Source organism: Blastomonas sp. CCH1-A6, assembly GCF_001556365.1.
GTDB lineage: Bacteria > Pseudomonadota > Alphaproteobacteria > Sphingomonadales > Sphingomonadaceae > Blastomonas > Blastomonas ursincola.
Window position 1 is genome coordinate 1 of the sequence record NZ_LSIS01000087.1, and the last position, 12,254, is coordinate 12,254.

Consider the following 12,254-nt stretch of genomic DNA (forward strand, 5'->3'; position numbering starts at 1 on the left):
GGGCTTCCGCACCGATGGCGCCGAAACCGAGACCGCCGCGATACCTGGCCCCTCGCGCGACCAGATGGCGGCGGCCGCTGCCCTGCCCCAGGGCCAGCAGGACATGATGATCCAGCAGATGGTCGATGGCCTGGCCGAGCGCCTCAAGCGCGAGCCCGGCGATACCGATGGCTGGATCATGCTGCTGCGCAGCCGGATGCAGCTGGGTGAGACGGGCAAGGCCCAGGCGGCGCTGCGCGATGCCACGGCAGCGCTCAAGAACAAGGCTGCAGACCAGCGCAAGGTGCGCGAAGCGGCAGCGGCCCTGGGTGTCCCCGGCGCCTGAAACGATCGGCCAGCGCCACCGTGCCCGATCTCGTCCCGTGCGACGAAATTGATCCAAACTGGATCGATGTAACGGTTTAATCGTTGCGTAGCGAACGTATCGCCAATAGCGATTCGCAAATCATTATCAATTAACCGTGTTACTCGCAGGCGAATCCCTGCTATTGCGCGTAACCATTGCCAACCGGGATTTCGACCAGCCTCATGCCCGAACTGGACCATGTCGAGCGCGCATCGCAAGCCATAGAGGCTGCGCAAACGCTTGAGGAACTTCTGGAAATTACCGCGCATGCGGCAACGCCCTTCGGCTTTGCGCATGCAGCGCTGGCGCGTCACGTGCATGTGCAATCCGGGCTGATGGAGCCCGAAATGGTTACCAACTATCCGCAGGCCTGGCACGACCTGTTCGCGCGACGGGATTATGGCCTCACCAGCCCGGTGCTCGCGGCATGCCAGCGCCGCGGTGGCGCCATCCGCTGGGAGGATCTGGAAACGATCATTCCGCTCACCCGCATCCAGCGCGAATATCTGGAAGAGATGCGCAAGCTGGGCCTGAACTCGGGCTGCACCATTGCCGGGCACATGCCCGACAGGCCCACCATCTCGGTGCATTTCGTCGTTGCCGGCGGCGAGCCGCTCGAAGCGCGTCCGTTCATGCTCGCCATCCTGCTCGGCATTGCCGCCGGGCAGCAGGCACGCACCCTGTGGCAATCGCAACTGCCCCAGGTGCAGGTCACCCAGGAAGAGCGGCTGTCGCCGCGCCAGGTCGATTGCATCAAGCTGGTCGCTCGCGGCATGACGAGCTGGGAAATCGCGGCGGTGCTCGGCATTTCGGACCAGACGGTGAGCGAATATCTCACCGATGCGCGCCGCCGCCTCGGCGTGTCCAACCGCGCGCAGCTGGTGCTCAAGTCACTGAAACTCGGCTATTTCACACTCGACGACGTCACCGAATAGCCACCGGCCAGCCCCCGGCCTGTACGATCGTCCAGCTTGATCGGCTGCGCCCCGAGCAGCGAAAAGCGCTCGGCCGATGAGGCGCATCGCCGCGCCGATCGCTTCTGGAGATCGACCTGTGAAACACGCAACCGCAACCGCCGCGCTGGCCGCCATGGGCGTGCTGGCAACCACGACAGCCATGACCGTCGGCGCTCCGCCGGCCGAGGCCAAGACGATCGCCGGCGATTGCTCGCTGACCGTCGACGGCAAGGTCTATGTCGACATCAAGAAGACCTGCCGCATCGAGTTCATGGGCGGTGACGGATCGTTCACGATCAATGCGGGCACCACCAAGCCGGGCTATTTCGCCTATGTCACCATGCTGGAAAAGGGACTGGCCAGTGTCAGCTGGAACGAGACGCCCAAGTCCATGAGTGCGCAGGCGCCGCTGGGCGAGGACTTCCGCCGCAAGGGCGGCTGCTGGATCGGCAAGCGCGCGAAGGTCTGCGCGTTCAAGGGATGAGCCTGCAACAGCGCACGCGCTAGGCCTGCTGCATCCAGATGGCGGTGATGCCGGTCCCGCCCCCCGGCCGCGATTCCACCTCTAGCACCGCATCGATGCGGCGGGCGCGCTCGCGCATGATCTGCAGCCCCAGATGCCCGCCGGGGACCTTGTGCGGATCGAAGCCGCTGCCATTGTCCCTGATCGACAGCATTGCCTGACCCGGCAGCGCTTCCAGAGCGATGCTCACCTGGCTTGCGCCGGCATGGCGGGCGATATTGTTGAGGCTCTCCTGCGCGATGCGATACAGCATCGCCTGGACATCGAGCGGAAGCAGCGTATCGCCGCTGATATCGCATGCGATCTGCACGCGGTCGCCCTGCCCTTCGGCAAATTCCCGGGCCAGCGCGGCAATGAGATGCGCCAGCGGCTGTTCGACCATGCCTTCGGCGCGCAGCTCATTGAGCATCAGCCGCATCTCCGCCAGTGCGTGCCGGTTCATCTGCGCGAGTTGCCGGAGCTTGCCGGTCGATGCCTGTGGGTCATGCTGCCACTGATCCGCCAGCGCGTCCGACAGCATGGCGGCGGAAAACAGGGTCTGCGAGACGGTATCGTGCAGGTCTCCCGACAGGCGGTTGCGCTCTTCCAGCCGCGCGTTGCGCGCCGCAAAATCGGCGAGTTCGGCACTGCGGCTTGCCACCTGTTCCTCCAGCGTATTGACCAGATGGTTCTGGGCGCGTGCCATTTCGTTGAAGGACTCGGTAAGATAGCCGATCTCGTCGTTGAAGCTGACCTCGACCTGGCGGTCGAGTTCGCCATCGCGGAACCGTCGCATCGCGCGCAGCAGGCGGTCCAGCGGGCGCACCAGAAAGCCCTGGAACAGCAGCGGCATGCCCAGCAGAACGATCAGCATTGTGCCCAGGGTGAAGCCGAGGACGGGCGCATAAAGCCTGTCGAGATGCGCCAGGAACGCACGGTAGTGGTCGCGCATGATTGGCGCTGCCCCCGGATGCTCGAGCCCCGGGGTGATCCCGGTCATCCAGGGCGCGCCCAGCGGATCGGCCAGCTGATAAGGCGGAGCCGCAGGTCCCGACAGATGGGTCAGCACGATCCGCCCATCCGCATGCACCACCGTCTGGACCGCCCAGCAAGCCGTGTCGGCCATGGCAGAACAGCGGTCCTTCCGCGTGACCACCAGCCGGTCTGCCACGGCGCGCGCGGTAACGTCGCTTCCCTCGGGCGGAATGCGCATCAGCAGCGGACGGATGGCGGGCCGGACTCCATAAGCGATGGTCGAGTCGATCAGATGCGGCAAAGCATCAAAGCCTATCGATCCGTGCCCGGCGACATAGGCCGCGCGATAGGACTTTCCATAGAAGCGCACCGTGAAAGGCAGCACGATGCGCGCCCCGTCCGGCCCGATCGGTCGCCCGCTGGTCGGAAGCGGCGCGGCAGGACGCTCACGGACCTGATAGCCGCCCTTTGCCATCGGTACGAATTCCAGAGCAGTGCCCGGCTGCGGCAGATCGGCTGGACGAAATTGCGCGATATAGGGTGTCGCCAGCACCCAGCATGCACCATTGATCGCTCCGAACAGCAGGACCAGGCTGATGATCGTGAGCTTGAAGATGAAGGACGAGCGCTCGGGGAGATAGCCGAAATAGACCAGCGTCAGGCCCGTCAGCTGCACCAGCGTCGACCAGCAGATGAGCAGGTCCATCGAGAACGGGCCCAGATAACCATCGCGCTGGAACAGCAGAGCACAGGTATGGGCGATCGGAAACAGGGCGAACAGGATGAACCCGCGTGCCGCGCCTGCGCTGCGATTGGCCGGGCGGCGCAACAGCATCGCCAGCCAGGTGCCCAGGCCCTTGTCGCGCGACCGGCCTTGCGCATGCGCAAGCTGGCGCATGAATACCAGGATCGCCCAGATCATGCTGGCGCTGGTCCAGATGGCGGCCCAATCGGGACGGAACCAGATGCGGTGCTCGGCGAGCGTCCAGTCGGTATGAAGCGAACTGGCAATCTCGAGACAGACACACACGCTCATCGCCATCCCGACCAGCATGGCTTCGCGCTGGGCACCGGGCAGCCATTGCGGCACCCGATAGGCGAACTGGACGAAGGCGATCGCCGAAATGCCGGTAAAGGCGGTGACCCAGGGCATGGCCAGCACGACGAGACTGTCGGGCGCCAGCCATGGCATCGCATAGCTGGTCCAGCCGCCGCCGGTCAGCGCATGAAGCAGCGAGACGAAAAGGCCCGGGACAAAGCACCAGAAAGTGAGGCCGAACAACAGCGTCGGCGCGGTAATGCCGCCACCGCGATGCTCGCGTACCAGCCGGTGAGCCACATAGACCGACAGCACGAGCGCCAGCAGCAGCTCGACCAGAAAGCTGACCGCGCCGGGGTTCCAGTACAGCGTCTGCACCGCGTCACGCACGGCTCAGGGTCTGTGGGCGCGCACAGGCTCGCCGATATGCCGATGTTTCGCCAAGATCCCCCCGGACCGCGTCGTTTCGATCCCCCAGCATGGCAGAAATGGGCGGGGCGATAAAGCGCCCCACCCGCTCTTCTCCAGCCAGAGGCCGATCAGGAGTGGCCCATGGCCTTGTGGGTGCAGTTTTCCAGCGCGACCATCACGTCCTCCATCTTCGTCCGGCCGATCGGCCAGCTATAGGCTTTGCTGCCGAGAGTGATGTCGATGGTGCCCTGCACGGTCATCAGCGCGTTGATCGCGTTGGGATCGACAGCAGCCCAGGCACGGATCCGCTTGGGATCGGTCGCAGGCGTCGCCGAGAAGGTTTCGCCGCCGAAGTGGAAATCGATCGTCCTGGCCGGCACCGGCACGCCGGGCACGCTGATCGAATAGACGAGCGCCCTGGTATAGGCGATCCGCAGCATGTTGGGCCCGGGCGACAAGGTCGCTGCGCAGCGGTCGAACTTGCCCTTTTCGGTGATGTAGTCGATCGTGAACGGGCCGACCTTGGACTGCGACAGCGTCCCGGTCTGCGCCTCTCCGGCGGCGGACCAGGCCAGCGGCGCGGCCAGTGCGGCCGTTGCGGCCAACATCACATGGGCATGCTTCATGATGATCTTCCTGTTCGAGAGCGTGGATTGAAAAGCGGCGTCACATCGCGCCCCAGCTGCCATCGGGCTGCTTCGTCATCAGCGTGAACGATCCGGGATCGATCTCCATGTCGGCCTGGCCCATCTGGAAGTACCAGCCATGGCCCTGCGACACGCGCCAGAAGGCGGCGAGCTCGTCATTGACGCCGAGGTCACCGCATGCGCTGCGCGGGCCGGTCTGGGTTTCTCCGCCGGGTACATCGACCACCAACGCGTCGCTGGGCCAGCCCTTGCCCCGGGCGGGGCGTGCCGAACATTTGCTGGCTTCTGCCGGCTCGGCGATCGCCTGGCGCGCCCACGCAGTCACCCCCTGCCGGGCATCGCCCTTGACCGGATAGACCAGGACATAAGCGGGCGGCTCGTCGATCTTGCCTAGATAGGCGGAGCTGACCAGCTTGAGCTCGCCGCGCTCGGCACCGCCGGAAAATTCGAGCTTCGTCTCGCCCGCATCGCATTTCAGCCCGCGATACAGCAGCACGCCATCGGGCATCTGCGTTTCCATCACCTGCCAGCCGCATCCATCGGGCGCTTGCGGAGAGCTGCTGGCATCCATGGCCAGATAATTGATCGCGCGCCCAGCGCACAGCCCGGTCAGCTCCAGGCGCTCACCGTCATCCGCGCAGGATTGCTCTGCTGCGGGGGAGGCAGGGGCCTCCGCTTCTTCGCTCGGTGCTCCACTGCAGCCGCCAGCCGCCAGCGCCGCCAGTGCGATTGCCGCCATCCATCTTGCCATGCGCCCCCCTTTGGCTGACCGCTGCCGGACTGATCGGGGGAAATGGCATCGCCAGCAAGCCGGGCTGGACGATTGTCCAGGCGCTCAGAAATCGCTGTTGCTGACCAGCCGGTTGCGGATCGCCATCGCAGCAGCCTCCGCGCGGTTCGACACGCCCAGCTTCACCAGGATCGCGCTGACATGATAGCGCGCCGTGGGCATGGAAATGCCCAGATATTTCGCGATCTCCGGGTTGGTATAGCCCTTGCTGAGCAGGGCCAGTACCCGCCGCTGCTGCGCAGACAGCTCCAGATCGTCCTCGCCTGGCGTAGTCGGGTCGAAGGCGGTGGCAACCTGCGGCAGGCAGCCGGGATCGACCACCGTTTCGCCATCGTGCACCTTGCGGATCGCGACGCTGAGGTCGCTGGCCGAAACGCTCTTGGGCAGAAACCCCCGTGCCCCTGCGGCAAGCATTCGCGCGACCGTCGGCGGATCGGCGAAGCTGCTCAGCGCGATCACGGCAACATTGGGGTGGTATTTGCACATCGCCTCGGTCGCCGCGATGCCGCCCATGCCCTGCATCCGCACATCCATCAGCACCACATCGGGGCGATGACGCTGGCACTGGAACAGCGCCTCCTCGCCATTTTCCGCCTCGGCGACGACCACCAGACCGGGGACACTGCCGATCACCTGCGCAAGTCCGGCCCGAACGACCATATGGTCATCGACCAGAAGGATGCGCACGGGTTCGGCAAATACGGCGCTATCGCACTCCGCCGCGCCGGCTGCAGGTCCGGGCTCGCCCCCTGCTCCACCCGTATCGATCGTGCAGGACATCCGCCCCCCCAAGGCCGCTGCTGCGGGCCAGATCTCATCCCGGGAACATTGCCCCGGTTCCTGTCCCAGTCTCGCACTTATGCGGCGTTCGCAAGACTGTACAAACGTCCAAGCCCGTCGGTTTGCGCCTGCCCCCGGCTCAAGACATGCGCGCGCTTTGAACAATGCGATGGAAATCGCCGATGTTCCGCTCGAAATAATGGAGGCGCGGTGCATCGAACCCGATCATGTAAAGCCGACCTGCGACGATCGCGGCATGCGCCTCTCCCTTGCGGGTGAGCTGATCCTGGTCGACATATTCATATGTGAACATGACGCCATCCTGCCCCAGAAAGCGCGTCGGCTGCACATCGGTAACGCGGAAATCGGCAATCTGCTTGGCGGTGCGATAGGTTGCCTCGAACAGCTCGGGCAGCTCGACGAGCAGGGTTCCGGCACCGAATTTCGGCAAGGGCTCGCGCTTCTTGCTGCGTTCGCGCACCAGCGGCTTGCCCGGCTCGATCCCGGCGAAAAAGGTGAGGTCATTGAGTTGTCCGCCATCGAGCGTCCAGGTCTCCGTATGCTTGCCGACATTGCCGTCGAGCCGGTTCCAGTCGCGCCCCGGTGTGACGGTGAGCGGCGAATCGGCGATGCTGACCGCCACCCCCTGCTCGCGCAGCTTGTGCGCCATGGCGGCGGAGGGCAGCAAAGCGACGATCAGCGTGACGGCAAGCGCAGCGATAAGGCGGGACATCATGGCGCGGGCACCTCTTTGGGGATCATCATGCCGATCAGCTTCGCATCCGCTGCATCGGGCTTGAGTTCGAGATAGCGGAGGAGCGCCTTCTGCCCCGCAGCCGCCTGACCGGTCTTGAGCAATGCCAGGCCGAGGCCGCGATGCGCCTCGGGATGGGCGGGATCGAGCGCGATCGCCTCGTCATAGAATTGTGCGGCATGGACAAGATCGCGCGGCGCGCCGCGCAAGCGATAGAGCTCGCCGCGCGCATGCCAGAGCGGCGCGGTCCAGCCGCTTTCGGCCAGCGACTGGATGATATATTCGCTTGCGCCGAAATCATTGAGCTTGATCTGATCGTCGAGCAGCTGCGGCAGCCAGGGCGCGAGCGCCGCCCGGTAACGCGCCGCGCCATCATCGCGCGTCGCGGCTTCGGGCCGGGCAAGCAAGGCGAGCGTCGTGGCGCGTTCCGCTTCGGGTGGGTGCGTCGAATAAAAGGGGATCCGATCGAAGCGCGGCTTCTTGAGTCCCTTGGCCCGAGCATCTGCGGTAAACTCCGCCATCAGGCGCTCCCAGACCTGCGCCGCAGCCTGGGGCCGGAGCGCGCTGGTGTTGAGATAGCTTATGCCGAGACCGTCGGCCTCCCGTTCCTGATCGCGATTGAAGCGATAGATGCTGCCGATAATCGTCAGCTGCAGATTGCGATAGGTGCGCAGCATGTCATAGCTCGGAGCTAGCGAGGCCAGCACCCCCGCCCAGGCCAGCACATCGCCTCCCGAACGCTGCGCCTTCAGCCTCTCGAGAGAATGGCGAGCTTCGAAATGGCCGAACTCATGGCCGAGCACGGCGCCCAACTCGGCCTCGCTATGCACACGCAGCAGCAGTCCGGAATAAACCTGTATGAGTCCATTGGGCGACATGCTGGCATTGAACATTGGCACGCGAACGATATAGATTCGCGTTGCGTCGCATCGATCCTGACCTACGGTATCGCACAGAACCTTCGTGACATAGGCCTGCAAGGTTGGATCGCGGATGATCATGTCGGACTGGGCAAAGCGACGCTCCTCCTCGTCCATTTCCCGCCAAAGACCCTGTTCATCCACGCCCTGCGGCTGATAGGCCCCGGCATAAGGCGGCGGAAGCGGAGGTTCGGCTTGGGCGGAAACGCCCGCAGCAAGGGCCAGCACGCCGACCGCCAACCGCATCCGCGCGATCATGGCCTGGCCTGCGCGGTTGCGGCTGGCGCTGCGGCCTCTCTCGCAATCGTGCTGCCCGGAAAATCCTCGAGCAACTGGCGCACGCGCTTCATCGCGCCGTCGGCCTCGCGCACATCGCCGCCCATCTGGAAATCGGCGTTCAGCCACAGCAGATCACCGGTCTTGAGGTCGACCAACCCGGCATAGCCCGCGTGCACGCCCGAGCTTACCCCAACCCCGGCGACGAGCCCGACGATCTGAAGCATCTTTCGCCCGGTCGAGCCATATTGATCGTCCGTATAGAGGAACAACGCATAATCGGCCTGGTCTGCGCCGGGCAGCTTCGCCACATCGGGTCCGAGAGACCAGTCGAACTGGCCCGCCTTGTTGTCGCGCTTCTTGGTGGGCAGGCGATTGCCGACGAAGAACTGATATTCGATCACGGCCCTCGATACCGCCGCAAACAGTGCCTGATGCTCAGCAACAAGCCGGGCATCCTCGCCATAGGCTTCGGGCGCTGCAATCACGCGGTTGCCCAATTGCCGCTGCAGTTCGACCAGGGCCGCATCGATATGGCGGCGCGCCTGATCGGTCCATTCGGCGCGCGGTTCGGCCATGCCCCCGGTCGATTGCTCGGCCACGCGCACCGAGGGGCGCAACACCAGGATGGTCTTGCCACTTTGCGGCGGAAGGGCAAAGCCCTGCCGCACCGCCGATCGCTCCTGCGCCAGTAGCGGGGTCGAAACCGCCGCTCCCAAGAACAGAAGCGAAGCCAATAGGCCGAATATCGCTCGCATCCCCTACCCCCCGTTCAATCACGGGAGCATAAAATAACTTCGGCCCGTTATTCTATGGGAAAGCGCGCCATTGCTTCATTATGGATATGATTGTCGGTATCGCCCAGAAATGCTTAGCGCGCCCCGAACAGGGCGGAGCCAACGCGGACATGCGTCGCGCCAATTCTCACGGCGGTCTCGTAATCGCCCGACATGCCCATGCTGAGCTGATCGAGGCCATGTTCGCGGGCGAGCTTGGCGAGCAGCGCGAAATAGGGTGCAGGCTCCAGATCGGCGGGCGGCACCGCCATCAGCCCAACGACCGGCAGGCCGAGCGCCTTCACATCGGCGAGAAACCGCGGCAGCTCGGCGATCGCGCAGCCGCCCTTCTGCTCTTCCTCGCCGATATTGACCTGGACGAAGCACGGCACGCGCCGCCCCGCCTTGTCCATCGCGCCCGCGAGCGCCCTGGCCAGCGACGGACGGTCGAGCGAGTGGATGCAGTCGAACAGCGCGACCGCCTCGTCCGCCTTGTTCGATTGCAGCTGGCCGACCATGTGCAGTTGCAGATCGGGATAACGCTCGCGCAGGGGCGGGAACTTGAGCGCGGCCTCCTGCACCCGGTTCTCGCCGAACACCATCTGCCCCTCGCCGATCAGCGCCTCGATCGCCTCGACCGGCTTGGTCTTGGAAATGGCGATGAGCGTCGTCGATCCGGCAGGGCGACCGGCGATTTTCTCCGACCGGGCGATATTGTCACGCACGGTCGAAAGCGGGGTGGTGGGGGCGTCGCTTTGTATATCCATGGCGCGCGGCTATAAGCCCGGACATGCGCCGCCGCCAGCCCGGAAACACGAAGTCAGGCAATGCCCTGCCCACACTTTGGCTGATCAGCGACGCGCGCAACGACGCCGTGCTCGAACGCGCGATCCGGCGACTGCCGTGCGGATCGGGGCTGGTGTTCCGCCATTATCACCTCGCCGCCGAGCCACGGCGCGCGCGGTTCAAGCGGCTCGCCAAACTGATCCGCGCGCGCGGCGGCGCGATCGTGCTGGCAGGCGATGTGCCCACCGCGCGCCGCTGGCGCGCCGACGGCAACTATGGCGCGCCCGGCGGCAAGGCGGATGCGCGGCTGATCCGGCTGCTGACCGTGCACAACATGCGCGAACTCGCCCGCGCCAACCGGGCGCCGGGGGGCGCTCAGGCGCTGATCTCCCCCGTCTTCGCAACGCGCACCCATCCCGGCGGCGCACATCTGGGGGTGCAGAAATTCGAGGGGCTCGCCCGCCTGTCCCGCCTGCCCGTCATTGCGCTCGGCGGCATGACCCGGGTGCGGGCGACGCAGATCGGCGCAATCGTCACCGGCTGGGCGGCGATCGACGGGCTGTCGGGCTGAGCGCATCGGTCACCCGAACGAACGCCGCGCCATCTCGATCAAGGCCCTGAACGCGGCAGAGGCGTTGCGGCGGTTCGGATAATAGAGGCACAGGCGCGCCAGCGGCGGGGTCCAATCCGCCAGCAGGCGAACCATCCGCCCTGCCTCCAGATCCTCGCGGACGTCGGATTCCATGAAATAGCCGATGCCCATATTCTCGAGCGCTGCGATCCGCGCCAGGCTCGCCTCGTCTAGCGTGATCGGACCCTCGACATCGATCTGGAAAGGCTGGCCGTCCCTCTCGAACTGCCAGCGATGCAGCGCCCCGTTGGGCAGCCGGATGCGCAGACAGCGATGCCGCATCAGGTCCGGCGGCGTTTCCGGCATGCCATGCGCCTCGAGATAGGCGGGCGATGCAACCACGGCAAAGCGGCGCGGTGGCCCGACGGGGATGGCGATCATGTCGCTGGGCACAAGCTCGGCGCTGCGCAGGCCAAGATCGAACCCCTCGGCGACGATGTCGACGATGCGTCCCTCGGTGACGAGATCGACATGCACTTGCGGATAGCGCCGGAGGAAAGGGAGCAGCAGCGGCGCTAGGATCTCGCGCGCCGCAGTCGGGAAGGCGTTGATCCGGATCGTGCCCGATGGCGATTCCTGCTGCGCGCTGGCCGCCAGCATCGCATCGTGCAGGGTCGCCACGGCGGGCGCGACCTGATCGACAAAGTTGCGCCCCGCATCGGTGAGCGAGACGCTGCGCGTGGTGCGGTTGAACAGGCGGACGCCGAGCCGCCGTTCGAGCGCGCTGATCAGGTTGCTGAGGCTGGTGGTAGAGACGCCGAGTTCCAGCGCCGCCGCGCGGAACGATCCGCGCCGCGCGATGGCAAGAACCGCGTCGAACTCGATCAGACCCTGTCTCGACATTATCCCTCTTTCCGCAACACTACATATCAGTTTGTCCCGCTTATTGGCAACAAGTCGGATCGCTATGATTGCTCCATGTCATCAAGGAGCAGAACCATGCCGATCGAACTACCCGACCCTATTGCCAACTATGTCGCCGCCAATGCCCGGCTCGATGTCGATGCGATGCTCCGCCCGTTCGCGCCGGACGCGGTCGTGGTCGATAATGGCCAGCGGTACGAAGGGACCGCTCAGATCCGCGCGCTGTTCGAACGGGAAGTTATCCCGGCCCAGGCTATCTTTGCGCCGGACAGCGTGCGGCACGAGAGCGATCGGGTGATCGTCGAGGGAGCCGCGCGCGGCAGCTTCAAGGGCAGCCCCATCCGCTTCACTTATGATTTCGCGCTGGCGGGCGATGGAATCGCGGCGCTGGAGATCACGCTATGACCTACCGTGTTGATCCGGCCGAGTTTGCCGGCAAGCGCGTCGTCGTCAGCGGCGGCTCCAAGGGCCTGGGACGCGCCACCGTCGAACGCTTCGTCGCGGGAGGTGCGCAGGTCGTCACCGCCGCTCGCACCAACGGCGAGCCGATCAGGGGCGTCCTGTCCGTCCGGACCGAACTGACGACGCCGCAAGGCAGCGACATGCTCGCGCAGGCCGCGCTCGACCAGCTGGGCGGGGTCGACATCGTTGCGCATGTGCTCGGCGGATCATCGTCGCCCGGCGGCGGCTTTGCCGCGCTGTCGGACGATCACTGGCTGGCCGAAATCAACCTCAACCTGCTTGCGGCGGTGCGTCTCGACCGGCTGCTCGTTCCGCAAATGGCCGCGCGCGGGTCGGGCG

14 protein-coding genes and 1 pseudogene are annotated in these 12,254 nt (G+C 65.4%); 6 read left to right on the forward strand and 9 right to left on the reverse strand.

Annotated features, from left to right (window positions below):
- From AX735_RS25595 to AX735_RS04035, 3 genes and pseudogenes are all read left to right on the forward strand, one after another.
- Positions 1–325, forward strand: a pseudogene (locus AX735_RS25595) (hypothetical protein); the annotation flags it as partial.
- A 203-nt stretch (positions 326–528) separates the two neighbouring features.
- Complete coding sequence (locus AX735_RS04030) at positions 529–1,281, forward strand: LuxR family transcriptional regulator (RefSeq protein ID WP_066275996.1); 753 nt, start codon at positions 529–531, stop codon at positions 1,279–1,281.
- Between the two features lie 118 nt (positions 1,282–1,399).
- A complete protein-coding gene (locus AX735_RS04035; RefSeq protein ID WP_066276000.1) occupies positions 1,400–1,786 on the forward strand; it encodes a hypothetical protein in 387 nt (128 codons plus the stop codon).
- A 19-nt stretch (positions 1,787–1,805) separates the two neighbouring features.
- On the opposite strand, the gene AX735_RS04040 is transcribed toward AX735_RS04035, so the two are convergent.
- The 8 genes from AX735_RS04040 to AX735_RS04075 form a co-directional block, all read right to left on the reverse strand.
- Positions 1,806–4,208, reverse strand: a complete 2,403-nt coding sequence (locus AX735_RS04040) for a HAMP domain-containing sensor histidine kinase (protein ID WP_066276004.1) — start codon at positions 4,206–4,208, stop codon at positions 1,806–1,808.
- 149 nt (positions 4,209–4,357) lie between these two features.
- Complete coding sequence (locus AX735_RS04045; protein ID WP_066276008.1) at positions 4,358–4,855, reverse strand: hypothetical protein; 498 nt, start codon at positions 4,853–4,855, stop codon at positions 4,358–4,360.
- A 40-nt stretch (positions 4,856–4,895) separates the two neighbouring features.
- The gene (locus AX735_RS04050; RefSeq protein ID WP_137775853.1) at positions 4,896–5,627 is read right to left on the reverse strand and encodes a hypothetical protein; all 732 of its coding nucleotides are present in this window, start codon (positions 5,625–5,627) and stop codon (positions 4,896–4,898) included.
- 84 nt (positions 5,628–5,711) lie between these two features.
- Entirely contained in the window at positions 5,712–6,326 is a 615-nt protein-coding gene (locus AX735_RS04055) for a response regulator (RefSeq protein WP_446471774.1), read from the reverse strand.
- A gap of 259 nt (positions 6,327–6,585) precedes the next feature.
- Positions 6,586–7,182 carry a hypothetical protein gene (locus AX735_RS04060; protein WP_231750014.1) on the reverse strand — a complete coding sequence of 199 codons (597 nt, stop codon included), beginning with the start codon at positions 7,180–7,182 and terminating at the stop codon, positions 6,586–6,588.
- On the reverse strand, positions 7,179–8,378 hold the full coding sequence (locus tag AX735_RS04065) for a M48 family metallopeptidase (RefSeq protein WP_066276026.1): 1,200 nt from the start codon (positions 8,376–8,378) through the stop codon (positions 7,179–7,181). The genes AX735_RS04060 and AX735_RS04065 overlap by 4 nt, the downstream gene beginning before the upstream one ends.
- Positions 8,375–9,154 carry a hypothetical protein gene (locus AX735_RS04070; RefSeq protein ID WP_066276029.1) on the reverse strand — a complete coding sequence of 260 codons (780 nt, stop codon included), beginning with the start codon at positions 9,152–9,154 and terminating at the stop codon, positions 8,375–8,377. Before AX735_RS04070 ends, AX735_RS04065 begins: the two co-directional genes overlap by 4 nt.
- A gap of 113 nt (positions 9,155–9,267) precedes the next feature.
- Positions 9,268–9,939 carry a YggS family pyridoxal phosphate-dependent enzyme gene (locus tag AX735_RS04075; RefSeq protein ID WP_066276032.1) on the reverse strand — a complete coding sequence of 224 codons (672 nt, stop codon included), beginning with the start codon at positions 9,937–9,939 and terminating at the stop codon, positions 9,268–9,270.
- Positions 9,940–9,962: 23 nt separating this feature from the next.
- Between AX735_RS04075 and AX735_RS04080 the strand changes: the two genes are divergently transcribed.
- Positions 9,963–10,529, forward strand: coding sequence for a thiamine phosphate synthase (locus AX735_RS04080; protein ID WP_066276035.1), 567 nt, complete (start codon positions 9,963–9,965; stop codon positions 10,527–10,529).
- A gap of 9 nt (positions 10,530–10,538) precedes the next feature.
- Here the strand turns inward: AX735_RS04080 and AX735_RS04085 are convergent, their stop codons facing one another.
- The gene (locus AX735_RS04085) at positions 10,539–11,432 is read right to left on the reverse strand and encodes a LysR family transcriptional regulator (protein WP_066276040.1); all 894 of its coding nucleotides are present in this window, start codon (positions 11,430–11,432) and stop codon (positions 10,539–10,541) included.
- A gap of 96 nt (positions 11,433–11,528) precedes the next feature.
- On the opposite strand from AX735_RS04085, the gene AX735_RS04090 reads away from it, so the two are divergent.
- Together AX735_RS04090 and AX735_RS04095 are read left to right on the forward strand one after the other, a co-directional pair.
- Complete coding sequence (locus AX735_RS04090) at positions 11,529–11,858, forward strand: nuclear transport factor 2 family protein (protein WP_066276044.1); 330 nt, start codon at positions 11,529–11,531, stop codon at positions 11,856–11,858.
- On the forward strand, positions 11,855–12,254 hold a 400-nt coding region (locus AX735_RS04095), incomplete at its 3' end, for an SDR family NAD(P)-dependent oxidoreductase (protein ID WP_156447409.1). The genes AX735_RS04090 and AX735_RS04095, both read left to right, overlap by 4 nt.

Bases quoted from the DNA above. Each gene is read 5' to 3' on its own strand.
- AX735_RS04030 (WP_066275996.1), top strand. From the start codon at position 529: ATGCCCGAACTGGACCATGTCGAGCGCGCATCGCAAGCCATAGAGGCT.
- AX735_RS04075 (WP_066276032.1), bottom strand. From the start codon at position 9,939: ATGGATATACAAAGCGACGCCCCCACCACCCCGCTTTCGACCGTGCGT.
- AX735_RS04060 (WP_231750014.1), bottom strand. From the start codon at position 7,182: ATGATGTCCCGCCTTATCGCTGCGCTTGCCGTCACGCTGATCGTCGCT.
- AX735_RS04090 (WP_066276044.1), top strand. From the start codon at position 11,529: ATGCCGATCGAACTACCCGACCCTATTGCCAACTATGTCGCCGCCAAT.
- AX735_RS04055 (WP_446471774.1), bottom strand. From the start codon at position 6,326: ATGGTCGTTCGGGCCGGACTTGCGCAGGTGATCGGCAGTGTCCCCGGT.
- AX735_RS04080 (WP_066276035.1), top strand. From the start codon at position 9,963: ATGCGCCGCCGCCAGCCCGGAAACACGAAGTCAGGCAATGCCCTGCCC.
- AX735_RS04050 (WP_137775853.1), bottom strand. From the start codon at position 5,627: ATGGCAAGATGGATGGCGGCAATCGCACTGGCGGCGCTGGCGGCTGGC.
- AX735_RS04065 (WP_066276026.1), bottom strand. From the start codon at position 8,378: ATGATCGCGCGGATGCGGTTGGCGGTCGGCGTGCTGGCCCTTGCTGCG.
- AX735_RS04070 (WP_066276029.1), bottom strand. From the start codon at position 9,154: ATGCGAGCGATATTCGGCCTATTGGCTTCGCTTCTGTTCTTGGGAGCG.
- AX735_RS04045 (WP_066276008.1), bottom strand. From the start codon at position 4,855: ATGAAGCATGCCCATGTGATGTTGGCCGCAACGGCCGCACTGGCCGCG.
- AX735_RS04085 (WP_066276040.1), bottom strand. From the start codon at position 11,432: ATGTCGAGACAGGGTCTGATCGAGTTCGACGCGGTTCTTGCCATCGCG.